Origin of the sequence: Odoribacter sp. N54.MGS-14 (genome assembly GCF_000980295.1) — a bacterium.
Lineage (GTDB): Bacteria > Bacteroidota > Bacteroidia > Bacteroidales > Marinifilaceae > Odoribacter > Odoribacter splanchnicus.
Genome location: NZ_LARL01000035.1, coordinates 1 through 24,115 on the forward strand (window position 1 = coordinate 1; position 24,115 = coordinate 24,115).

Sequence of the window (24,115 nt, forward strand, 5' to 3'; positions counted from 1 at the left end):
CACCCGGCATAAATCCATTTTATCACAAGTCCTGCTTTTACGGGTAAAATAAAGATCCTCCGGACAATTTTCCAAATCAGATGCAACAATCCGAACCTCCTGATTGGGGTATTTATCAATATTCACAACAATATGTTGGCAGGTTTCCGGATAAAACAAATGCAGATCGTAGGTAAAAACATATTTTTCACCCGGCATAGGGAATTTATAAGTACGCAATTTAGGACGTGGTTCGGCCAGATTATCAACTACCCAGCAATTTTCAACCTTACGCCTGTCCTGACGTAAGCAGTAAAACACCTTAGAATTTCCAGCCCACACAATATTGGGAGTTGTATTTTTATCCGAATCGCTGTCCTTCTGATTACTATAGGAATAATACTTCTCTCCATCTGTGGTCAACTGTACCGGAACCGTATCCTGCCTGTTCAGCAGATACAGATTGTGCCGGTAAGCATATATACTGTAACTACTGTCAGGGGAAAACTTTAACCAATAAGGGGATGCCGGAGGATAAAAACGGCAGGCTTGTTCAGGGTCCAGTTTTTTCAGCTCCCGGGTTCTGATATTGTAATGAAAATCCAGTCCTCCCTTGGAAAAAGAAAAACAATACGGATCCCCCTCATCAAATTTCAGCCCTCCCAATCGGAAATCTTTGATATTAAATGATATCCCCGTAGCTTGGGTTAATTTACCGATCATATCTTCCATGTCAAACATTTCCAGTTTTTTTTTACGGACCGGATTGACCAGATAGTATTTAGCACCTCCGGGCGTAATATAATTATACCAAAACATATCTGTCCCGGATATCCAGGAAGGAAATACACTCAAAGAGTGATAATACTTCTTCAGATTTTCTTCCGAATACTTGTAACAATTTTTTAAATCTGCTTTCTGTGCATAAGAAAAAAAAGCACAACAGAAAAAAGCGAAAAAAAGGATCTTTTTCATCATGTTTACATTTTGCGTTCTACTTATTATCATATACACATACTTTCATAAAGGCCAATAAATAAAAGTACATGGTGACCAAAAGTAGTAATCTTTATTTATTCTTTTTATAATTTGGACAAAATTAACAGGATAAAGTGCCTAAAATACTATCTTTGTAGCAGCATCGGTATCCCCGCATGGGAATTTGGGAATTCGGTGAAAACCCGAAGCTGTCCCCGCAGCTGTAAAGTCATTACTGTCATTTTGCAGGTCTTTTCAATGATCCACTGAAACCTGGGCGTTTTGGGAAGGAGAAAAGATGACAAGCCAGAAAACCTGCCGATCATAGCTAATAAACAAATTTCTTTCGGAGGAAAAGAGCATGAAAAAGATTTATTTTTTATCACTGGTATTTACCATCGGTTTTTGTCTGGCCTTAGGTTCCTGTCGTTCAGGTAACCGCAAAAAACAAAACCCTGTCGCTACACAAACAGATCGTTCGAATATTCGTTATGCACAAGGCTTCTGGCTGGAACAACACGAAAATTACCGACTCCTTCATATCAAAGATCCTCAAAGCGAAACCGGTTCGGAATATACCTTCGCCCTAAGACAGCGAGGCACACATCCTGAGCTTCCCCCGCATATACCTGTACTCGATCTGCCGATCCGGGGCGTCATCTGTATGACTTCTTTACAACTCTCTAATTTTATCAAGCTCGGAGCAACTTCTCAAGTCGTGGGAATCAGCAGTACCCGCTTTTTGAATAATGCAACGATCAAACAACAGTTAGCCGAAGGGAAAACTCAGAAAATCGGTATCGAGGGTAATTTCGATGCGGAAATCATTATGAACCTCGCTCCCGACCTGATCCTCATCTCTCCCTTCAAACAAGGGGGCTACGACGCTATGAAAGAAGTAGATATTCCACTAGTCCCTCATTTGGGTTATAAAGAAACGACTCCATTGGGACAAGCCGAGTGGATTAAATTTGTCGGTCTTTTAATCGGAGAGGAAGAAAAGGCGAATAAAATATTCAATGAGATAGAACAAAAATACAATGATCTGAAAAGATTGACAGCCCGGGTCGAACACCGGCCAGTCGTACTCAGCGGTGAAATACACGGAGGAACATGGTATGCCGTAGGAGGACAAAGTTTTCTGGCACAAGTGTTCGAAGATGCCGGAGCCGATTATTTCCTGAAAGACGATCCCCGTTCAGGCGGCGTATATCTCGATTTCGAAACGGTATACAATCAAGCCGACCAGGCAGATTACTGGCGCATCCTGAATAGCTACCCGGGACAATATACCTACGAAACACTTTTAGCCCAGGACGAACGTTACGGTGACTTTAAGGCTTTCAAACAAAAAGGAGTGATTTATTGTAATATGCGTGAAAAACCCTATTACGAAAATATGCCCATGGAACCGGAATTATTACTTGCCGATTTCATTAAAGTGTTTCACCCGGAATTATTACCGGATTACGTACCGGTATACTATCATCAGTTAAAAGACTAATCACTATGGCTTCAACCGGACGAAATACAACTTTTATCCTGCTTATCATGTTGAGTATAGTTGTATTCTTATTCCTCAACATGGTATTGGGTTCGGTTCGTATACCGATGAGTGCGGTATGGCACATCTTTACCGGTACAGGAGATGAGCCTCAAACCTGGCAGAATATCATTTGGAAATCGCGTTTTCCGCAGGCATTGACCGCCTTGGTCGCCGGAGCAGGTCTGTCGATCAGTGGCTTGCAGATGCAAACGGTATTTCGCAATCCCCTGGCAGGACCTTCTGTATTAGGAATCAGCTCAGGAGCCAGTATGGGAGTTGCTTTCGTCGTACTTTTTTCAGGTAGCATAGGCGGAGTAGCCCTCAGCCACCTCGGTCTTTTCGGAGAAGTGGCGCTTTCGATCGCTGCCGTCGCCGGTTCGTTATCCGTTATGGCACTGATTGTTTTCGCTTCACATAAAGTAAAAGGAAACGTTACCCTGCTTATTATCGGAGTGATGATCGGTTACCTGGCGAATGCCATCATCGGTATTTTAAAATTTTTTAGTGTAGAAGAAGATATTAAAACCTATGTTATCTGGGGGCTGGGAAGTTTCTCACGGGTATCCGGTAATCAAATGATGCTTTTTGTTACGATCATGGCCATCTTGATCCCCTTGTCTTTTTTGTTGGTGAAAACATTAAACTTATTGATGCTGGGAGAGGGTTATGCCCGGAATCTGGGATTGAATATCAAACGGGCCAGAGTTCTGGTGATCACCTGTTCGGGCGTATTGACGGCTATTGTTACGGCCTATTGCGGTCCGATCATCTTTTTAGGCTTGGCAGTCCCTCACCTGTGCCGGGCTGTTTTCCAAACTTCGGATCACCGGCTTTTGATGCCGGCCTGTCTGGTTATGGGCGCCTCCCTGGCTTTGGCCTGTAATCTGATCGCACGCATGCCGGGTTTCGAAGGAGCCCTGCCGGTTAATTCGGTCACGGCACTCATCGGAGCTCCGGTTGTTGCTTCGGTATTATTCCGTAAACGTAAAAACGAACTGAATGAATAAGACCGCCACCATACAACTCCGTAACCTGACGATCGGCTATAAAGGGAAAGTACGCCCTAAAATTGTAGCCGAAAATATTTGCAGTGATATTTATGCCGGTGAACTGACCTGCCTTTTAGGAACGAACGGTATTGGAAAATCCACCCTACTGCGCACCCTTTCGGCCTTCCAGCCCAAATTGAGCGGAGATATTTACCTGGCTGGAAAAAAATTGGAAAAATATACGGACAAGGCCTTATCCACGGTGATCAGTGTCGTGTTGACCGAAAAATGTGATATCCGCAATATGACGGTCCGGGAATTAATCGGTATGGGCCGTAGTCCTTATACAGGTTTTTGGGGTAAATTAAGCCGGGCTGACGATGAGATCGTGGATAAAGCGATCGGGCTGGTCAATATTCATCCTCTGGCTTCCCGAATGCTTCATACCCTAAGTGACGGTGAACGTCAGAAAGCAATGATCGCCAAAGCTTTGGCTCAGGAGACACCGGTCATTTATCTGGATGAGCCGACCGCTTTCCTCGATTTCCCAAGCAAAGTCGAAATCATGCAACTGCTTCATCACCTGACCCGCGAAACCGATAAAACGATTTTTCTTTCGACTCATGATCTGGAACTAGCCCTCCAGATCGCCGATAAGATTTGGCTGATGGATAAGGTGAACGGTATCACCTCCGGTACGCCGGAAGACCTTGCCCTGGAAGGATACCTCAGTCGTTTTTTCGCCCGCAAAGGGATTACTTTCGACATGGAATCAGGACTTTTCCGCATCACCAACAATTATCGGCAGGAAATCCGTCTGACCGGCCACGGCTATCGCTATGCCATGGTGCGTAAAGCCCTTCAACGAAATGAGATCCTGGCCAATCGCGATATTGACTCAGCTGTTTACATTGAAACCAACAGGCAGCCTGATCAATTCATATTGCATTTTCCTCACCAGGAAGATATTATAGTCCATACAATAGAAGAATTATTAGAAAAACTAACACTGTAACATACAGAGACAGGGGTTTTGTGCTAATTCGATCGACGCATTGTTGGAATAAATACTGTCCTGTCTCAAATAATCCGGTCGAAATATCTATATACAACTCCCTATTTTTAGGGTATTTCTCTGATCAATTTCACTAAAAGAGGGGATTTTCCAACCCGATAGAATCGCGTATTTTCGTTCCGATCTTATTAATTAAAACATGAAATATGAAAAAGATTGGAATATTTTACGGTTCAACAACCGGAACAACCGAATCAGTAGCGGAGCAGATCGCTTCTCATCTGGGGGTCGGTAGCAGTGAGGTGTACAATGTAGGAAATACCGATGCTAAAGTAGCTGAAGAGTATGAACTGCTCATCTTAGGAAGTTCGACCTGGGGATCGGGAGAATTGCAGGATGATTGGTATGATTTTCTGGAACAATTAGCCGGAAAAAATCTAAGTGGTAAAAAAATAGCCCTATTCGGTTGTGGGGATGCCATGTCGTTCGGATCTACTTTCTGTGATGCCGTCGGGATCATCTATGAAAAATTACAGGGTACAGGAGCTACGTTTATCGGAACTGCCGATCCTTCGGATTATACCTATGATGCCTCCACTGCCGAAATCGACGGACAGCTGGTCGGATTATTGATCGACGAAAACAACGAAGCGGATAAAACGGAACTCCGTATACAAAACTGGACCGATGCGTTGAAAAAAGAAATTTAATACCCTGATCATGGATAGTTGCATTTTATCCGGAGACATGAAAATATTCGTACACCATATCTACGAATTACAAAAAGGTATACGGTACATGGCATTGTGTACGATAGACAAAACCGATGAATCTTTTGCCATACAAAGATTAGAAAAATCAGGTCTTGAATATGAAATCTGTCCCATCAATGCCCACCGACTGAACTTGTTTTTCGGAAAAAAAGAATGTATCAATATTGTCCGGTTAATCTGCAACCGTCCATTAAACCTGTTAACCCCCGAAGAAGATTTTATCCTGGGCACCATGCTGGGATATGATGTGTGTCAGCAATGCGAACGTTATAACCATCGTAAAACTTTAATACAAAGTGCCTGATAATTAATCATAAGGACTCTTCAGAAATCAGCATCAGTTCAATTATACACTTTTTTTCTCCCTTTATATAGGAATAACAAACTTCCTCGCATTTTTTCAAAAGAAAGGAGAAAAACGGATGATCGGCCGGTAACATGTTCCATAATTCCCGGGCTAAAGTCATTTCAGAAATGCGGGCACAAATCCCGTCATCACAACCGGCTTCCTTCGCCAAACCGATGATAAAATCGCGGTTCATAACTACATTCCGGCTATGCGTATCCCCATGCCCCTCGGCCAATTTCACCGCTTTGCCGATCATAATCCCCATCGTTACCCGCCCGATACCTTCTTCCTCTATGATTTTCAAGGTCTCTTCGATATAATTACCATAATGGACAAAAGCCTGAGGTATCATTTCAGGGAAACGTTCACGGAGGATCCGCTCACTTTTAGCTCCCGAATTAATGACGATATGCCGGCATCCCAATGCTTTAGCTACCTGTATTTCTTTACGGATGGTCGCAACGAAAGCTTCGGACGAAAAAGGACGGACCACTCCGGAAGTACCGATAATGGAAATTCCCCCGACAATACCTAATTTCGGATTGAAAGTTTTGAGAGCCAGTTCTTCTCCATCGGGTACCGAAATCTCGATGACTACTCCTTGTTTCGGTATACGATGAGCTTCCAGAATTTTTTCTGTCTCGGCGGCCATCATCTTTCGGGGAGTCGGATTTATAGCCGGTTCTCCTATCTCCAAACCCAATCCGGGCAAAGTTACGATACCTACTCCTTTCCCTGCGGCAAAACGAATACCGGTTTCTTTAGAAAGCATTACTTTTGCACAGATTTCCCGTTTATTAGTCACGTCAGGATCATCTCCCGCGTCTTTGACCACCGTGCAGATTATACTCTGTCCGTCCTTCTCTGTACGGCTCACAGGCAATTCGACTTCTTCGCCGTCAGGTAGAGTGATCATCACCTGATTCAACACTTCTCCCGTCAGCAGAGTCGATAAAGCCGCTTTTGCAGCAGCACAGGCACAGCTACCGGTCGTGAAACCACTATGCAATGGATAAAATCCGGGCAACAGACGTTCTATGCGGTGCCGCAAACCGTTGTTCCCGGTTACGACATAGAATCCCTCGGGCAATGCCGGACGTTTGATCACGACAACCGGAATACCTGATTTCCGGGCAGCTTCGACCTTTTCACGGAAATAACCGGACCGGCCGCTCTCCTTGGTCAGGATAGCATCGGGGCGTAATTGCAATAACAACTCCCTTTCCTCTTTTCCCTCTTCCCAAAAAATCAGCTTCCCTGCCGGGAATCCATATTTTAAAGCTAATTGCCGGGACTCAGGCCGATCGAGTACCCGGAACCAACAAGGATTTTCCAACCAATAAGCCTTCAATTTAGGTATGGTCTGCACACCGGACAACGCCAGTAAATTCCGTATTCCCTGATTTTTCAACCATACACAAGCTTCTGCATACGAATCACACCAGATCAGGTCCGGATCACGGGGAGGATAAATCCGTTCGTAACGAACAACCGGAATATTCAATTCTTCAGCAGCTTGTCCTATATTCTTGTGCAGTTGTTCGGCAAACGGATGAGCAGCATCTACCAACAATTGAATCCCATGTTCCCGGCAGAAATCGATCATCTCTTTCACTTCCATAGCTCCCACCAGCCGAATGCCGTGTATACACTCCACTTGCTGTCCGTTTCCCCGGGTTGAATAATAATAAGTTTGCCCGGCTTCATCCAAAGTCTCTACTGCAGCCCTACCTTCTGTAGTTCCACCAAATACCAATATCATTTTTACCTTTTTAAAACAAAGGGACGGGGGTAATGTTTCATTTACAAACGATGGATTATACCTAAACTGACCCCTGTAATACGGGCAAGTTGCCGTAATCCAATGTTCGGATTCTGTTTCAATACTTTCAGCACCTGTCTCTGTTCAACTTTAGTTAAAATCTCAAAACTTTTCCCTTCCAACATTTCTTCCAACAATTTCCGGACCTCATGATCTTTAAATTGATATCCCGCTTCCATGAATTCCCCGTCTTCATCTTCTAACATATAGGCCTGAAAATCTGCTTTACTATCGAAAAACAAAGTTAAAAATTCAGTGGAAACAAAAGAATCCACCGGATTAAAATATACCGAATAACTGTTCCACCGGTATTCCGAAATTTTATGACACAAACCTGCTTTCAAGGGATTTTGCAGCACATACCGAAAACAACGCAACAAGTAACCCTGATCTTCAATGACCTCACTTTTAAAACGATCTTGAAAAAGATAACCCTCCCGTTCATATTTATGATTAAACCATATCGCATACGCCGTCAAAATCCGATGAATATAAAAACTCAAGCGACTGGTTTTTACGATAAGATGAATGTGATTATCCATCAAACAAAAACAATACACTTTGAAAAATTCACCAGCCTGTGATTTCAAAAGATCGAGAAACATCCGTCGATCAGCGTCTTCATGGAATATCAACATACGATTAACACCACGTTGGATGACGTGGTATACACCTGTATTGGACTGTTGACGAGCCTGCCGGGACATTTTTTTGCCAATTTAACCACAAGTTAAATTTACAAAAAAAATTCCACACAACAAAATGAAACATTATCCCCGTCCCTTTGTTCCACGAAACAGGTGGGTGAAATGGCTGGAGTAGAGTTTTGACAAACCTTCCCGGTTACCGATTGCTTCGCCGACTACAATCATGGTGGTCAAGGTCAAATTGTTCTCTTTCATTATTGCCGCCAAATTACGGAGTTCGCCCCGGAAAATCTTTTCGTCTTTCCAGGTCAGGTGATAACAGGCTGCCACAGGAGTCTCGGGAGGATAACATTCCAGTAATTCACGCTGTACTTCTTCGGCAATCGAAGCACTCAGGAAAATGCACATCGTGCTTTGTGACCGGGCCAACAGATGGAGTTTTTCCTTTTCCGGCATCGGTGTACGCCCCTCTCCACGGGTGAGAATAATACTCTGAACCTTTTCAGGTATGGTAAACTGTGAACGCAATGCAGCAGCAGCAGCCAGGAAAGAAGAGATACCCGGTGTAATCCGGTAACGCATACCGTACCGGTCGAAAAAGGCCATTTGCTCCTGGATAGCCCCATAAATACAAGGATCCCCGGTATGTAACCGGACAATAAATAATCCCCGGTCATAAAACTCTTTCATCAATGCAAATTGCTCTTCCAGAGTCATGGAAGCCGAGCTACGCACAGTCGCCCCCGGCTTTGCATAATAAGTAAGCTCGATTGGCACCAGACTTCCTGCATAAAGAATCAAATCGGCTTTTTCCAATAACCTTTTCCCCCGGACAGAAACCAGTTCCGGATCACCGGGACCTGCCCCGACAATCTCGATGAAACCGCTTCGTTCCGCCTCTCTATCCAGAGCAACGGCAAAAGTAAAATCATTCCCCGGAGTAACCTGTCCCTTCTGTTTTTCCAGCAATAATTTCGTATTCCCGGCACTTTTCAAAGCAGTTGCTTCGGAAACACTATAGGCGCCTGTCACCTCGAATACCTTCCCGGAGGGATTCGGTACTTCTATATCCTTCAGTTCCTCAGGCCTGTAAATCTGCATTTTAGCAGACAGATTCCGAACCAGATCAGCGACCATAGGTTCATCTTTTTTCAACTCAATAGTTGTCACTACCTTAACAGCTAAAGGAGAAAGTCCATGCCGTTTCAATTCATCACCAATATAAGCCCAAATACCGGTCGGGTTACACTGCTTACGGCATCCTACCCCCAAATGAAGTACAGCCGGATGATAATATAAAATCGGTGTTTCACATTCATACAAACAGGGAGTAACAGCAATAATCAGCCCATAACGTCCTGCCGGAATATCCTCGAAATGATAATAGACATCCACATGGGCCGGTCGTGAATGTTCAAGCCGGTCGGTTCCCTCATCGCGTATATCCAACAACAGGGCCGTCGGCCGCTGGTTGACGAAAATGGAAATCAGCTCATTCAAGGAACGCCGGTATTCCATTTTCCAGCCATTCTCTTTACCTAACAAATCCAAAGCCCATAATCCGGTATTGTCACTTTGGGTCGTAACCACAGGCTGAGCCCCTAATATACGGGCCAACCGTTCGGTCAGGGCATTTGCGCCACCGACATGGCCGGCCAGAACCGACACAACAAAATGTCCGGTAGCGTCCACATTGACTACGGCAGGATCTGCATATTTCGAAGTCACACAAGGAGCGATCGCCCGTACACAAATTCCCATCGCCCCGATAAAAACAAAAGCTTCGTAATCCCCGAAATGCCTTAAGGTAAAATCAGTGATCGAATCGATCCGGACACACCCGCTCCGTTCCGATACAGAGAACAGGTCCACTTCCTTACCTAGTTCTTCCCGGATAATTCCGGCAGTTCGTGCCCCGGCATCCGAAGCGATTATCATAGCTGTTTTCATTGTATTTATCATCATATTTAATTAGCTACAGTTATAATTCAATTATATTCTCATCCAATAAAGTCATTTTTTCCACACCGGAATCTGTCACTAAAAATGTATTCTCAATCCCCACGGCTCCGATTCCTGCCAACACGAACTTCGGTTCAAAAGCAAAAGTCATTCCCGGTTGTAGTATATCCTTCGAGCGGGTGGTCAATACAGGCAATTCATTTATTTCCAATCCAACCCCATGTCCGACGAATTTTGCCTGAAAACGGGTACCCATAAAACAATCCTCCAACCCTTCTTGTCCGGCCATTGCCAAAGCATCCCGATACAATTCGGCACAGGGCACCCCGGGTTTTGCCGTTCGTTCCATGCGAGCCTGTATTTCCAAAGCGACACGATGCACCCGGTAGGCCCGGTCCGGTAATTTCCCGATTGAAAACACCCGGGTCATATCCGTTTGATAGGCAGTATAGTTTCCCGACATATCCGCCATTACCGTAGTTCCTTCCCTCAACAAAGTCCCGTTCGCTCCCAAAGGCCCCGAAGCATGCATTCCCGTTCCCCCCAAGGCAAAGTCAAAAGGGGAAGGTTCTCCGGCATTTTCTCCTGCCAACAGACTTCCCATAAAGATATCCATATTCGAACCAAAGGCCCGGAAATAACCCAGGGAACCATGTACCCGCATCCGCTTTTCAATTTCGATCTGCAATTCAATATCCCTCATCCCAGGCCGGTAACAGGCTGGAATCTCACGATAGACCGCCTCATGCTTCCTGGCAGAGATACGCATTTGCTCTATTTCCCAAGGCGTCTTGATCATTCGGATGTGCCGTATCAAGGCAGAAGCGTTACCCGTAGCTTCAGCCCGGAATACATGTTGCAAACGGATATATTCATTATAAGAAAGCTCGTCCGCCTCAAGAAGTAGCTTCCGGGGCATTGCCAGATTCAGGTCCCGAAAAAAGTCCGGTATTTGTTCCGGTTTCCGGATAACATGTACCTGATTTGTTTCGGGTATAGTCAGTCGCTTGACAAACCAATAAGGCCGTCCCTCCGCCGGAAGATAAAAATAACCGTTAAACACCTGCCCTGACACATAGTACAAATTCATATTCATCGTCAGCAAACATCCGTCAGCTTCTTCCTGCCGCATAGCCTGCTGAATCCGTCGCCATTTCAACTCCAACTCGTTCTCCATTTGCTTTCTCTCCATCTATCTTCAAAACATACTGATAAATAACATCACATTCAATACGGTCACAATCCCTCCCAAAATATATAAGATCCATTTTGTAGAAGTCCGGTTTTTATATTTACCCATGACTTTCCCGGAAGAAGTCAGATATACCTGCAGGAAAATCGTAACGGGCAACTGAATACTCAGGATCATTTGGGAATAGATGAGTCCCATAAACGGATTAGAAACCAGCATGATAATAATCAATGCCATCACCAGTGAAAGCAATACCCCCCAACGGGAATGACTGTCTTTGATGTCGTAAGGCTCCCGGTAAATGCCGGCAAAGATCGAACCGGCAGCCATTCCCGAAGTAATGGTCGAAGCGATGCCGGCAAACAACAAAGCCACGGCAAAAATCACAGCGGCATTATTTCCTAAAAGCGGTTGCAATAAAGCACTGGCATCCTGTAACTCATTGACCGTACTACCGCTTTTGAAAAAAGTGGCTGCCGCCAATAGGATCATGGCACTATTGATTGCCCAACCGATCATCATGGATAAGAAAGTATCCCAAAACTCATAACGCAACTGCCTGCGAATCACTTTATCGTCTTCAAGGTTCCATTGCCGGCTCTGAATAACCTCGGAATGAAGAAATAAATTATGCGGCATCACCACTGCTCCCAAAACACTCATGATCACGACCATCGAACCTTCAGGAAAAGAAGGAGTCACCCACGCGAGAGCCGCTTCTCCCCAATCGATATGTACCAGGGACAGTTCGTAAATAAAAGATAATCCGATAATAGACACAAAAGCGATGATCCAACGTTCGATCATCCGATAGGAATTAGTAAAAAGCATAATACATACGAAAACGGTAGTCAATATAGCTCCGATCCGCACCGGAATACCGAACAACATTTCCAAAGCGATCGCTCCTCCCAAAATTTCGGCCAGGGAGGTGGACACCGAAGCTCCCATAGCCGTCCACAATATCATTTTAGCATATTTCGGCCGGATATAGGTCATGGTGGCTTCGGAAAGACACAGCCCGGTAGCAATCCCCAAGTGAGCCACATTGTGCTGCAAAATGATCAACATGACCGTAGACAACGATACCATCCACAAAAGGGTATAACCATAATCGGCACCGGCAGCCAGATTCGAAGCCCAATTCCCCGGATCGATAAATCCCACAGTAACCAATAAACCGGGACCGATATATTTTAAAATCTCCAGTCCTCCTAACCGGGGATGGTGTTTTGCCGTTTTCAACGACTTACGGATAAAGTGAAACATAAACATTCATTTAAACTTAGTTTTACGACTCAGGCCTGTATTGGTTTAAAATACGACTCAGCACAAGCTTTCAATACCGTTATCGGATTGTGATCGTCCACAGCAATCCGGCATTCGTCCGTCAGACGGAAACCGGACCGGACCGCTTCCTGACGAAATAAGTTCAGACTCTCTTCGGAGACCGAATTAAAAACGACAATACCTCCTACAGGCATAATGCCGGCTAATATCGTCAGGATACGGGCAAGTTTTCCACCGTGTCCACCGATAAAAACAGCATCAGGAACCGGATAAACCGATAAATCGGCTTCCGTAAAATCACCGATAACTCCCGTTATTCCCGGAGTACCGAATTTCCGGCTATTCTTTTCAAGTAATTCACGCCCTTCCTCCCGAACTTCAAAAGCCGTGATATGCAAATGAGGAAATTGCAATTTGGCCTCGACAGACACGGAACCTGTACAAAAACCGATATCCCAGAAGCTATGCCGGTTATGTAAATCCAGCATACTGAGTGTAAGTAAACGGACAGGCATCTTGGTAATCATTTTAGCACGCCCGTCCAACAGGTGAAACCGATTTTCAGGAATACCGAAAGGGCGGCTCCGCAGCCCGGTCCTTTCAAGCATCAGACAATTCGGAAACGCAAAATCCGAACGCAACACCTCAGACAATTCCATCGTCCGTACCCGTTCGGTCACATTTCCCAGCATTTCACCGATATGCATCCGGTAGCCGGCATACCCGTATTCCAACATACGCCCGGCAATCGCTACCGGAGTATGCTGACGGTCGGTCAACACCCCGATCTTTTCCTTTCCTGCAATCAAAGCCCGGTCGAACTCATGCCACGGACGCCCCGTAAGGGAAACGACCTCCATATCCTGATAAGGAATGACCAAACGATGAGCCAGCATTTGTAAAGAATTGAACCAGGGGAAGACTTGTATCTCCGCTTCCGGTAAACGGCTCTTTACCGTATTGGCAAATCCGAAAAAAAGCGGATCACCCGAGGCAAAAACCACCACTTCGCAATAAGCGGCATATTTCTCAAAAACCTCCTCCAGAGGTACGGTGATATCAATCCAAACATACTGTTCCGGCAGACGGTCGCGCATCAACTCATAATGACGCTTCCCCCCGGAAAATACCCGATGAGTTGTAATGATCTCCCGAACTTCAGCCTGAAATTCCCTTTGGCCATTATCGTCGATGCCTATGATATAGAATTTTTTCATTTATCTCTATTTTCATTCCGGATTCATCAGAAAACTATCGGTCCAACAATCGCTGGAATTCCTTCAAATACAATCCGATCTGATAGCCGCTGACAAAACCGTGGTTAACCGATAAAGCCACCGGCATGATCCGCTTACCTTCCCGTTCTTCGATCTTACCGAAAGTAAAAATCGGAATATTCTGGTGAGGTTCTCCGGGAATAGCAAGTTGTACATTTGTAAAACGATACCAGGGATTCACACTGATCAGCAAAATATCCCTACCTTGTCCGGCCTCATTATGTACCTCTCCTTCTCCACGCTTTGCAGCCTCGATAAGAGGCCGGGCAACAGCCAGGAAATCTTCGAATGTTTCTATCGCAGGCAAACGGACAGAACGATAACTGCCGTCAGCATTTTGTACAGGCGTAAATAAATCGATTCGTTCATAAAGTATGACCTCTTCTCCTACTTGCCGGTAACGAAATTCCTCGATGCGATTAGCCGCCGTTACAGCTGCATGCATATAATACAATGAAAAGGGCTGTTGTCGTTCTTTTGCCTTCCGGTAAGCCGTCGTACAATCCACCTCAACCGTAACAGAAATCATCGGATTAAGAAAAGTCCTGAAAAACAGGTATTCTTCTTTCCGTGTCCAATTTTGTATATCGATTACCTTATCCATCCTACACCATCTTTAAAGGTCTCTCCCCGGCAATAACTGCCCTGCATCGTCGAAACAAAGAATGGCATTCACAATCGTTGCAGCCAGATTGCTCCCTCCTTTCCGGCCTTCGATAATAATTTTAGGAACAGCCGTAAAAGATTTCAGCATATGCTTGGATTCACGTACGTTTACAAAACCGACCGGAGCACCGACCACGCCGACAGGACAAGCCTTTCCTCTCCGCATCAGGGAACACAATTCCATCAATGCTGTCGGCGCATTACCGAAAACATAAAGTGCATCGGGATGCTCTTCCGTAGCCAGCCGGATACCTGCTTGTGTACGGGTAATATTCATCCGGGAAGCCATCTCTGCAACCCGCGGATCGGCCAAATAACACTTCACTTCCAAACCTAAACGTTCGAGTGCCCCTTTCCGGATTCCCGAAGCAGCCATCGTGACATCCGTGACGATAGTCTTTACTTTCCCCCCGCTTAAAGCCCGGTAGATCGAATCCACCGCCCTCTCGTCGGCATAGAATATATTTTCCATATCGAAATCGGCAGTGGTATGTATCGTATGCAATAAAACCCATTTGCGATCCAGCGGGATATCGGGATGCTTCAACTCCGAAGCGATCGTCCGGAAACTACGGATCATGATCTCCTGACCTGGTTTTGAAACAAAACCCCCGTCCCCGTGTTTCATTTTTTGGTAATATCCGCGGGGGGTGATCATTTTTCCTTGCCAGTTATAGGACTGGGAGTTTCCCAAAAGTACTACGGTGAACATGTCTATCTGTTCCGGATCGAAATCGGCCAGGGTGGTCACGGTTACCTCCTGCTCCGGCCGTCCGGCCTGACGGACATAACCCACCGGGGTATTCCCTGCCCGTTGTTGCAGAAAGATTTCTTTCAGACGGTATAATTGCCAATAACGTCCTTCACTTTTGGGGTTGTATACAGCAGTGATAAAATCGGCAGCGGCAGCAGCCTCAATCCGTTTTTCTATTTTTTCCCAGGGAGTCATCAAATCAGACAGCGAAATCACACAGAAATCATGTCCGACAGGTGCTCCGAGCAAAGAAGCCGCTTTCTGAAAAGCACTGATACCGGGTAATACTTCGATTTCGATTTCAGAACCTCTTTCCCGCTTCATCTCCCAGACTAAAGGCGCCATTCCATAGATTCCGGCGTCACCGGAACTGATGACACAAACGGTTTTACCCTGTTCGGCATACCCGAACGCCATCTGAGCCCGGTCCCATTCTTTTCTCATCCCGGAATCGACACACTCTGCCCCTTCCATGACAAAGGGCTGTATAAAAGAAAAATAATAGTTATATCCGACCACGACATCCGATACCGACACCGCTTTCTTCACTGCAGGAGTAATATCATCCTCACAACCGGGCCCGATCCCGGCTACATATATTTTACCGTTTTTCATTTGAATTCATTTTAAAGACAAAGATAAAAATAATGTGATAATCCATTTCATCTATTATTATAAATAAAGAGACAAGGATTCTGTGGCTATCTACCACAAAACCCTTGTCTCTTTATGCATTTTTAATCAAAAACGGTAAGATATCGTTCCGGTAAAATTTCTCGGTTTACCATATACCGTCGTACTTTTAAAATATTCTTTGTCAAAAAGATTATCCACATTTAAAGCCAAAGTGACTTTTTGCTTTATCGTATAGAATAATCCTCCGTCTACAAGAAACAGAGCAGGGTTGTAAACCCGGTTGGCTACATCGGTAAATATTTTATCCTGGAAAGTTCCGCTCAAATGGAAGGACAAATTTTTCAATAATCCTTTAGGTATGGTATAATCGGCATATACATAAAAAGTAGTGCGGGGAATTCCTGTAGCCCGTACATTTTTACTAGGATCGGTATATTCCGGATAGTCTTTACTCTGATTGATTTTCCTGATCCGGTAGTCCTGCCAGCCCAAGCCACCCGTAACAGCCAAGGTAGAAACGGGATGTACCGTCAACTCCAGATCGAATCCCCGCGAATCGGCAGTACCCACCTGAGCTTGTATCGTTTTTTGAACCATTTCACCGGTTGTTTCATCTTTCTCCTCCTGGGTTCCTAAATTTTTCACCACATTATTTTTCCGGATATAGTATACACTTCCTGAAAAATCGATCCGGTTAGCCCACATATACCGTACTCCGATTTCAGCCTGGTATCCCTTTTCAGGCTTAAAGACTTCACCTCCGTCTTTAGAAGGATTAAACCGCTTTCCATTGCGGTCGAGATAAATTACCCGGCTACTGTACATCGTATTATAAGGTTTGAAATGAGAACCAAAAGAAGCATAGAGAGAAATCTCCTCCACCGGAATATACACTAAACCTGCCCTACCGGTAAAGGCAGAAGTCTTTACTTTCTTCCATTCACTCCGGTCTGCCTCATCGTATTCCTGCCGTCCGTCTTTTACTTTAGCAGTAGCAGTACGGTAATTATAAAAATCCATACGGGCAGATCCCATCGCTTTCCATTTGTTATTTATATCGATCACGTCATGTATATATAATCCTGAAGTTCTCCAATCCCGAATGGATGCTTTGGAATATTTATAATCCCACCAATTTCTTACCAGCTGCGGATTATGCAGCGATACCAGCTGATTCAAGCCAGGTCCCCATACATCTCCTTCATTCCAGCCATTATACTGTGTATAATTAAAATAGGAATAGGTAAAACCCAATATATATTTATGTCCCACTATTCCGGTTTTAAAATCTCCCGTTAATTCCAGCATATTGGTCCATCCCCGGCTGTCAGGACTGAAACAAAGCGGAGAACCTGTTTTCAGGGAGTCGGTAAGATCAATATAATATCTTTTACTGCCGCTTTCATAATAATATCCTCCACTGAAGCGGTTCACCGTATCTGTCCGGTAACTCATTCCTTCAACCGCAGCATAATCCAAATCACTATGATTCCAGCTGAACCGGTCCCGTATTTTCATAAAAGAGGCGAGTTGCTGCGTATAGGATAAAGAAATATCAGTCACCCGGCGTTTCATCATATTATTATTGAAATCATTATATATGGTATGATAATCGGCAAAGGGATTCCGGGAACCTTTCGCCATAACCACCTTCCCGTCGGGACCGAAGATATCTGCACGATTATAGGTTGGAGCAGATCCTATTTCCGTATCGTATTTGTCATCACTATAACCTAACGTTCCCTCGAAATAACCGGTTTTACCAATATTTGCCGCCAGTGATCCCGTTGCTGAAAAACGGTCAGCACGTACATGCCGGTATCCATCTCCTGTCGAATAATGTGCTGTTGCCCGATAAGTCAAAGGACCTGCCAATTTCCCACCGAAATCCAGACTTGTCGACTTCACCCCCCAATTCCCATAACTCAACCGGGCTCCGGCAGTAAAATCAGGAACGGCTTTTTTACGCACAATATTAATCACTCCACCCATGACAGAATGCCCGCTCAACACGGCTGCCGCTCCTTTCAACACTTCGATAGATTCTACGGAGGACAAATCACCGAAAGGTACATTGTTTAATAACGAACGCTCATCTCTAAAACCATCTACAGCCACTACCGTCTCATTCGATCCCCGAACCGAAAAGCGGTAAAAAGCTCCCAACTGATCTTTCACCGTAACTCCCGGTAAAAAACGGACAGCATCCTCAAGATTCAGAATATTCTTCCGTTCCAAAACATCCGACGACAAAGTAGTCACCGTCATCGGTAATGTTTTTAAAGGAACATCCAGATTCAAAAGGTTTACTTTCTTCTTGATTGTTTCTTTCACAATGGCTTGATCTAACTGGAAAACCGTATCCGTTATACTTTTCCGCTGATTTTGTCCAAACACAGACACCATCATCGGCCACATTACAAAAACTAAAATTAATTTTTTCATTTTTAGCACTATTAATAACAATTCAATTCTATTACTTTATCTATAAGATTATCGGAATAATTTCCGGATTTTTCTTCCCAACCACTTGAAAGTCAACACAACCCCGGATAGAGAAAGGAAAGTTCCTCCGAGCATCAACACATACATCACAACGTTCCATAACAACGGACGTTCGGCCAGAAATTTAAAATTCAGACTGTGCAATCCACTATACAAAACTCCTCTCAAACGTCCATTATCATCGATTTGCCGATGGTATAAAGTTTCGGGATTAAAATAATGGCGGGTATGCAATTCATCGTCTATCACCACTTTATACACCGGAAGTGTCAGCATATTCCGGCGGGAGAAATAATCATCATCCCAATCCGTCATCCATTCCAGAGTATAAGGGGTATCCTGACCGTGAATTTCACGAACCGTTTCACGCACCATCTCTTCGGTCAGGGTAAAAGGCGACAAACGGCTCGTATCCGCAGCATCGATAAACTGTTTTTTACTGCCCGAATTCACGACATAATAAGGATATTTTCCAAAGGATGCCCACTCGATACTTTTCACATCAGACAGACTATCCACGATTTTCCGGTAATCCAAGGCATACAGATCGGCGGCCAACATTCCCCCCTCACGTCCCCGAAAACGTACTTCACGGTTCCTGGTTTTACCTTTCTGCATCCAGGAAGGAATATCCACCAGCGACATCATTCCGCTAAATACAAATGTCAGAGCAAAAACACCGAAAACCACACCGGTGATATGATGCCAACGTAACCACCATTTTTTATAAGGCGAACGCAACCCTTTCTTCCGGTTTTTCCAAAATACCCAAATCCCGATCCACAAACCGGAGAAGCACATGATAGCTCCCAATCCGGACGCCCAGATCATAAAATTAATCCAAAGCGCTTGATTTTGCCGTAGAGAAGTAAAATACACCCAATGAGGAATAGCCCCCAGCCAAGCCCAAAAGCGGGAATTCCGGTCAGTCCACTGCAACACTTTACCGCTTTTCGAAGATATATACATCTCTTGCCGGGCATCATCTTCGAACGAAAACTTATAAATCGGAAATTCTTTGGTCAAATAACCGAAAGGAATCCACTGATCCAACCGGTTTAAGGAATCTACCCGATAAGCAACCGATCCACCCAATTGTCCGGCAATCCGGCAAATCTCGTTAAAATCAGGTTTACCGACAACCTGCAATGAATCGGCATACAAACCGGCAGGTAATTGCCGCCCTTTCAGATGAAATACCGGCCGGTCGAGATACATATCTACAGACAAACCTCCTAAACGACTACTGTCGGGCAGTACCTGCAATAAAGAATCTACAGCCGGAAGCGGACCTGTCAGAGACTCCTGACGGGCTAATTTCAATTTCTGATTTACCCGTGGGAAACTATGATAAATCATTACAATCCCAGAGATAAACCACATCAGAAACAAGATACTGAGTAATAAACCGAGTATCCGATGAATTTTTCGGAAAATTTTTGTCAACATGTTTTTATCTATAATCTTATTCCTGTCCACGGGAATAGCATTATTATTATTTTCGGCAGGTTTCCTGACTCAGTCCAGAAAAGTAACCTTCCAGTCGCGTCGACCGTGGTTGTAAGAAAACTTTTCACCTTATACGAACCTCACAGTAGCGGGCACTGTTCCGGAATTGCACCGGATTCCCTCTCATTTTATGCAGAAAACATAAAATTCACCGAAAACTTAAGAGATATCAAATAAAACGTTCGTTTAATTTAGTTGAAAGTCTATAAATTTCATAATATTTATAAAGTCATGGGACCCTGCGGGCACCTGGTTAATTGACAATGAAACAATACACCCAAGGAATAGATCCTATCGGATTGATTATCAATGGTTACATTCTCATCTTCTTCCCTTCTTTATCTTTTGATGGAAGCAAAGCTTCCAATAATTGTCCATCGTCCATTGACATCTGTCCATTATTCTTTTTGCGGGTTTCCGCAAAAAGAATCGACCTTTTATTTTCCCTGCATATACCCCTTTTTCCTGGTAGCCATATCCACCGCTTTATGTCCGGCAGCAAACCGGGCATGTTGGATGAAGAGTTGCTGAACAGTTGGATTTTCTCCCAACCCTTTCAGGTAAAGATTCACTTTATAACCCTGTTTTTCAAGATTTTCCTTCCATTCGCCTGCTATATCATTTTTAGCATGATCTCCGGCAACAAACATCAGGGGGGCCAAAGTCAATGTTTTGGATTTTCCGTTTTTCAATAGCCGCAAAGCGTCTTCGTATTCCGGATACCCTTCTACAGTTCCGACATGATATTCCGGATGTCCTTCCGCTTTCAGCATATAATCGAACATAGCATACGAAGCTGTTGCAGGATCGGGTGTTCCATGGCCCACCAATAATTTTTGTCCACCTCTATCAGCCTGATTCATGGCCTCTGTAATTGCCTTCACAACCACGGCATAATCCTCAGGAGCATACAACAAAGGATTTCCGACACGAATATCTTTAAAATTCAGCGAAAGCCCTTCCACTTCGCGACGCAATTCTTTCATCTCGGTACCTTCGATTATATTCGTAGATTGTATTAAAATATGCGTATAACCTTGTTCATGCAGCTGAATGAGTGCCTGGGTCGGATTCAGGCGTTCTACTCCCCTTTCCTTCAATTTCTTCAGGATAATCCGGGAGGTCCAGGCTTCCCGGACTTCGATACCTGGAAAAGCTTCTTTCATCTTTGCATTGATTGCATCGATTGTCAAAACCCGGGTATCGTCATGAGTGGTACCGAAATGGATGATCAGGATGGCAGCCTTATCCCGCTCTCCTAAATTTCCGAAAAGATCCGATTTTATAAAATTTTCATCGGAATGGGCCATACACACCGGCCCGATAAACAACGCTATTACTAAAAACAAATATTTCATATGATTATCATTTTATTTTCAACGATCCAATATACCTCTTATCCTGCAATTAGTTCGGACTGATCCTGTTATTTGTACCGACACATAACCGATGGCAAATAACCCTAGCGTTACCAGCATACACCATTTTTTCATGAAACGATTAAATTAAGACATTAATAATAACTTTTCTGACCCCGGAAAAGCTTTATTACCTATACAATCATGGCAGGTCTCCTGACTTACCCCAGAAAAGCAACCTTCCCATCCTTACATCCGGACAGTGGTGTAAGACGCTTTTCTACACACAGGGTTCACAGTAGCGGGCACTGTTCCGGATTCCAACCGGATTCCCTTTTAAACAGCAAAGAAAAATACTGTATTACCATAATCGGTTGCAAAGATATATAAAAAAGTTTATAACTAATAAAAACAGTACTAATAAGTTATTCGTTTTTTCATTCTTTTTTACAGGTCGAAGGGTTTGTCTGATAAGTCTAAGTTCTATCTTTCTACAACAATTCCTATAAAAAAGGAACGGTGCCCGTTCAATTAAAACTGTCACTAGTGTTTTTAACTGTGGGCACCGTTAAGTATAAAGCAGGATATTTCGACTTCTTAAATATAACTAGCCGGAAGAATAATTTTCGACCTTATAAACTAACTGAATCTTACAGACAAACTGACATAAAACGAACGACCGGGATTCAAAGTCGAGTAATTACTATTCCAGGGGCGGTCGTCGACTTTGTCGAAAAGATTTTCCACCCCGAACCCCGGTTCCAATACCACCGATTTCAAGTTAAAAGAATGCCGGGTATTCAGATCCCATTGTGAAAAACCGGGAGCAGGATCGTAATAATAGGTCTTAGAGTAGCGCCCTTCCTGAATACGACCGTTAAGGTTGACATTCAGATGATATAATCCCCAGCGGTGTCCCCAGCGGGCATTGGCCGTCCAGACATTTTTCACACTTTTATCGATCGGTTCCTGAGTTGTCTTATCTTCGGTATCCATAAAATGATAACTTCCCCCCACCGAAAAACCGGCTCCGGCATATACATTCAATACTGCTTTTACCCCTTTTACCTCAGCCCGGCTTATATTATCCCGCTGTTGGGCCTCATCGTGTTTACCATACCCCAACTGTTCGGCTATAGCCGGATCGATTCCCCGGTAGTTGATCATATCCCGGATTTTATTGATATATCCGGATACAGAAAACGAAATTCTATTGTGTACGTATTCTGCATTCAGCATAAAATAATCACTTTTCTCGGGTTTCAGGTTAAAATTAGGAATCGTCACCATATCCGTCGTTTTCGCCACATCCGTGGCATACAACTGGGATAAGGTAGGAGTCCGGAAACCGGAGGCATAAGATGCCCGGAAATTCAGGTCGCCCCACTTATAACTCAAGGCAACATTGGGAGTAGCATAATTTTTAAAAAATTCGTTATAGATATACCGCAACCCGACCACAGCCTGAAAATTCTTCCATAACCGGATCTCATCCTGCAGGAAAAGAGCCATCGTATACATATTTTCCCCATCCAGATCATCGGTAGCACTCATCAAAGTCTCTTTCACATACTCCATACCCACAGAAAATTTTTGTGCCTGTCCGAGTTTAAAAATACCTTTTAACGAGCCATTGTAATAATGCACTTTTTTCCGGGTATCTTTCCCCCGGGAAGCTTCTCCGGGCTTACTGACCGAGTCGTAACGCGAAGTAAAATTATCGGAATAAAAATCGGCATCGATATAAGCAGATTTATTGATCATATATTTAGCTCCTGCGCCATAAGTATACGTTTCATGCTCCATATTGTATTTATACACCGATGCCGGCCGGTCGTTCTCCCAATTATAATACGTACCCCTTATCCCCAGGGTGAGACGATCGTTCACCGCATAAGTAAAACGTTGATTCACTGTATTGGAATAAAAGGCAGTCGAAGCTTCCTTATCCGTTGCCTTGTCTTTTTCCGGATTACGATATTTCCGTTTTGTCTCTTTATCCGTCGCATAAGCAGCCTCCAAAGCATTCAATTGCCATCCGTCGGCCTGCAAGCGTTGATAAGAGGTATACGAACCGAATTTACCCTGATTAAAATCTGCATTCACAGCCTCCGAGAAACGCCCCTTACTCCCATAACGGGTATCACTGGAAACCTGCATCACATTCTTCGCATCGTCGGTAATAATATTGATCACCCCTCCTATCGCATCGCTTCCATAAAGCGCCGAGGCAGCACCGTTCAAAATCTCGACCCGCTTGATGTTAGCGACATTGATACGGGAAATCCGGTCATCCCCGGCCAGCCGGCGCCCATTTTCCAACACCAGTATATAATCGTCATTCAGGCCGTTCAAACTCATGGTTGTCCCCATACCGCTCGTCACAAAAGCAAACGAAGCATTCATCTTAGTCAATACTTCTTCCATGGTCGAGAGGTTGGCTTCCCGGATATCCTGAGCCGTAATAACCGATACCGGCACCGGGCTGTCTTTCATCCGCCGGTGTGTTCCCGTTCCGGTGACTACAACCTGACCGATATTGATGTAGCTGTTTTCCAATTGCACAACGACCTGGCTTTCCCCGCTCTTTACCGTAACCGATTTTGGAGCATAACTGACATGAGTCACCCGCAACTCATGGGTTCCTTCGGGCAGATTCCGAAGGATAAACTCTCCTTTAGCATTGGTCGAACAACCCGCAAGACTATGGTCTACCCGGATATTGGCACCATCTACCGGATTCCCGGATTCAACACTCACCACTTTACCGCTGATAGTCGTTTGCGACCATACCTGACCAACGACAAACAACAAAACGATTGTCAGCGCACACCACTTTTTCATTAATGATAGAAAATTAGATATTTA

General features: G+C 44.4%; 18 protein-coding genes and 3 riboswitches. Of the genes, 5 read left to right on the plus strand and 13 right to left on the minus strand.

Translation table 11 applies throughout. The features are described from left to right. The coding region (locus WS42_RS08450) for a DPP IV N-terminal domain-containing protein (RefSeq protein WP_286728464.1) at positions 1 to 954 on the minus strand (954 nt) is incomplete at its 3' end. A gap of 150 nt (positions 955 to 1,104) precedes the next feature. Beyond that, a riboswitch (cobalamin riboswitch) is annotated at positions 1,105 to 1,295 on the plus strand. Between the two features lie 23 nt (positions 1,296 to 1,318). On the opposite strand from WS42_RS08450, the gene WS42_RS08455 reads away from it, so the two are divergent. From WS42_RS08455 to WS42_RS08475, 5 genes are all read left to right on the plus strand, one after another. Next, a complete protein-coding gene (locus WS42_RS08455; RefSeq protein ID WP_022160265.1) occupies positions 1,319 to 2,461 on the plus strand; it encodes an ABC transporter substrate-binding protein in 1,143 nt (380 codons plus the stop codon). Between the two features lie 5 nt (positions 2,462 to 2,466). After that, on the plus strand, positions 2,467 to 3,510 hold the full coding sequence (locus tag WS42_RS08460; protein WP_046403197.1) for an iron chelate uptake ABC transporter family permease subunit: 1,044 nt from the start codon (positions 2,467 to 2,469) through the stop codon (positions 3,508 to 3,510). After that, positions 3,503 to 4,507: an ABC transporter ATP-binding protein gene (locus WS42_RS08465; RefSeq protein ID WP_022160263.1), complete on the plus strand. Its 1,005-nt coding sequence runs from the start codon at positions 3,503 to 3,505 to the stop codon at positions 4,505 to 4,507. The genes WS42_RS08460 and WS42_RS08465 overlap by 8 nt, the downstream gene beginning before the upstream one ends. A gap of 206 nt (positions 4,508 to 4,713) precedes the next feature. Beyond that, complete coding sequence (gene fldA, locus WS42_RS08470) at positions 4,714 to 5,217, plus strand: flavodoxin FldA (RefSeq protein ID WP_022160262.1); 504 nt, start codon at positions 4,714 to 4,716, stop codon at positions 5,215 to 5,217. Between the two features lie 10 nt (positions 5,218 to 5,227). Then, a complete protein-coding gene (locus WS42_RS08475) occupies positions 5,228 to 5,584 on the plus strand; it encodes a DUF2023 family protein (protein ID WP_022160261.1) in 357 nt (118 codons plus the stop codon). A 7-nt stretch (positions 5,585 to 5,591) separates the two neighbouring features. On the opposite strand, the gene cbiD is transcribed toward WS42_RS08475, so the two are convergent. From cbiD to WS42_RS08535, 12 genes are all read right to left on the minus strand, one after another. Continuing rightward, complete coding sequence (gene cbiD, locus WS42_RS08480) at positions 5,592 to 7,391, minus strand: cobalt-precorrin-5B (C(1))-methyltransferase CbiD (RefSeq protein ID WP_046403195.1); 1,800 nt, start codon at positions 7,389 to 7,391, stop codon at positions 5,592 to 5,594. Positions 7,392 to 7,432: 41 nt separating this feature from the next. Further along, entirely contained in the window at positions 7,433 to 8,158 is a 726-nt protein-coding gene (locus WS42_RS08485; RefSeq protein ID WP_046403194.1) for a transposase, read from the minus strand. A 63-nt stretch (positions 8,159 to 8,221) separates the two neighbouring features. After that, a complete protein-coding gene (gene cobM, locus WS42_RS08490) occupies positions 8,222 to 10,063 on the minus strand; it encodes a precorrin-4 C(11)-methyltransferase (RefSeq protein WP_374938090.1) in 1,842 nt (613 codons plus the stop codon). A gap of 16 nt (positions 10,064 to 10,079) precedes the next feature. Beyond that, positions 10,080 to 11,252, minus strand: coding sequence for a M24 family metallopeptidase (locus tag WS42_RS08495; RefSeq protein ID WP_046403190.1), 1,173 nt, complete (start codon positions 11,250 to 11,252; stop codon positions 10,080 to 10,082). 6 nt (positions 11,253 to 11,258) lie between these two features. Continuing rightward, the gene (locus WS42_RS08500; RefSeq protein ID WP_113028518.1) at positions 11,259 to 12,521 is read right to left on the minus strand and encodes an Nramp family divalent metal transporter; all 1,263 of its coding nucleotides are present in this window, start codon (positions 12,519 to 12,521) and stop codon (positions 11,259 to 11,261) included. Between the two features lie 29 nt (positions 12,522 to 12,550). Beyond that, positions 12,551 to 13,759, minus strand: coding sequence for a bifunctional cobalt-precorrin-7 (C(5))-methyltransferase/cobalt-precorrin-6B (C(15))-methyltransferase (locus WS42_RS08505; protein WP_046403187.1), 1,209 nt, complete (start codon positions 13,757 to 13,759; stop codon positions 12,551 to 12,553). 34 nt (positions 13,760 to 13,793) lie between these two features. Beyond that, positions 13,794 to 14,423, minus strand: coding sequence for a CatA-like O-acetyltransferase (locus tag WS42_RS08510; RefSeq protein ID WP_046450978.1), 630 nt, complete (start codon positions 14,421 to 14,423; stop codon positions 13,794 to 13,796). A 12-nt stretch (positions 14,424 to 14,435) separates the two neighbouring features. Next, positions 14,436 to 15,854, minus strand: coding sequence for a precorrin-3B C(17)-methyltransferase (gene cobJ, locus WS42_RS08515; RefSeq protein ID WP_046450979.1), 1,419 nt, complete (start codon positions 15,852 to 15,854; stop codon positions 14,436 to 14,438). 126 nt (positions 15,855 to 15,980) lie between these two features. Continuing rightward, on the minus strand, positions 15,981 to 18,320 hold the full coding sequence (locus WS42_RS08520; protein WP_046403182.1) for a TonB-dependent siderophore receptor: 2,340 nt from the start codon (positions 18,318 to 18,320) through the stop codon (positions 15,981 to 15,983). A gap of 48 nt (positions 18,321 to 18,368) precedes the next feature. After that, complete coding sequence (locus WS42_RS08525) at positions 18,369 to 19,829, minus strand: PepSY domain-containing protein (protein ID WP_041556779.1); 1,461 nt, start codon at positions 19,827 to 19,829, stop codon at positions 18,369 to 18,371. A 37-nt stretch (positions 19,830 to 19,866) separates the two neighbouring features. Then, a riboswitch (cobalamin riboswitch) is annotated at positions 19,867 to 20,060 on the minus strand. A gap of 266 nt (positions 20,061 to 20,326) precedes the next feature. After that, a complete protein-coding gene (locus tag WS42_RS08530; RefSeq protein WP_022160250.1) occupies positions 20,327 to 21,247 on the minus strand; it encodes a sirohydrochlorin cobaltochelatase in 921 nt (306 codons plus the stop codon). Positions 21,248 to 21,436: 189 nt separating this feature from the next. Then, a riboswitch (cobalamin riboswitch) is annotated at positions 21,437 to 21,631 on the minus strand. 255 nt (positions 21,632 to 21,886) lie between these two features. Further along, entirely contained in the window at positions 21,887 to 24,091 is a 2,205-nt protein-coding gene (locus WS42_RS08535; RefSeq protein WP_046403181.1) for a TonB-dependent receptor, read from the minus strand. Between the last annotated feature and the right edge of the window lie 24 nt (positions 24,092 to 24,115).

Coding starts and splice junctions, on each gene's coding strand:
- WS42_RS08465 (WP_022160263.1), top strand. CDS start 3,503: ATGAATAAGACCGCCACCATACAACTCCGTAACCTGACGATCGGCTAT.
- WS42_RS08495 (WP_046403190.1), bottom strand. CDS start 11,252: ATGGAGAGAAAGCAAATGGAGAACGAGTTGGAGTTGAAATGGCGACGG.
- WS42_RS08520 (WP_046403182.1), bottom strand. CDS start 18,320: ATGAAAAAATTAATTTTAGTTTTTGTAATGTGGCCGATGATGGTGTCT.
- WS42_RS08505 (WP_046403187.1), bottom strand. CDS start 13,759: ATGAAAAAATTCTATATCATAGGCATCGACGATAATGGCCAAAGGGAA.
- cobJ (WP_046450979.1), bottom strand. CDS start 15,854: ATGAAAAACGGTAAAATATATGTAGCCGGGATCGGGCCCGGTTGTGAG.
- WS42_RS08460 (WP_046403197.1), top strand. CDS start 2,467: ATGGCTTCAACCGGACGAAATACAACTTTTATCCTGCTTATCATGTTG.
- WS42_RS08500 (WP_113028518.1), bottom strand. CDS start 12,521: ATGTTTCACTTTATCCGTAAGTCGTTGAAAACGGCAAAACACCATCCC.
- WS42_RS08530 (WP_022160250.1), bottom strand. CDS start 21,247: ATGAAATATTTGTTTTTAGTAATAGCGTTGTTTATCGGGCCGGTGTGT.
- WS42_RS08475 (WP_022160261.1), top strand. CDS start 5,228: ATGGATAGTTGCATTTTATCCGGAGACATGAAAATATTCGTACACCAT.
- WS42_RS08455 (WP_022160265.1), top strand. CDS start 1,319: ATGAAAAAGATTTATTTTTTATCACTGGTATTTACCATCGGTTTTTGT.
- cbiD (WP_046403195.1), bottom strand. CDS start 7,391: ATGATATTGGTATTTGGTGGAACTACAGAAGGTAGGGCTGCAGTAGAG.
- WS42_RS08510 (WP_046450978.1), bottom strand. CDS start 14,423: ATGGATAAGGTAATCGATATACAAAATTGGACACGGAAAGAAGAATAC.
- cobM (WP_374938090.1), bottom strand. CDS start 10,063: ATGATGATAAATACAATGAAAACAGCTATGATAATCGCTTCGGATGCC.
- WS42_RS08535 (WP_046403181.1), bottom strand. CDS start 24,091: ATGAAAAAGTGGTGTGCGCTGACAATCGTTTTGTTGTTTGTCGTTGGT.
- WS42_RS08485 (WP_046403194.1), bottom strand. CDS start 8,158: ATGTCCCGGCAGGCTCGTCAACAGTCCAATACAGGTGTATACCACGTC.
- WS42_RS08525 (WP_041556779.1), bottom strand. CDS start 19,829: ATGTTGACAAAAATTTTCCGAAAAATTCATCGGATACTCGGTTTATTA.
- fldA (WP_022160262.1), top strand. CDS start 4,714: ATGAAAAAGATTGGAATATTTTACGGTTCAACAACCGGAACAACCGAA.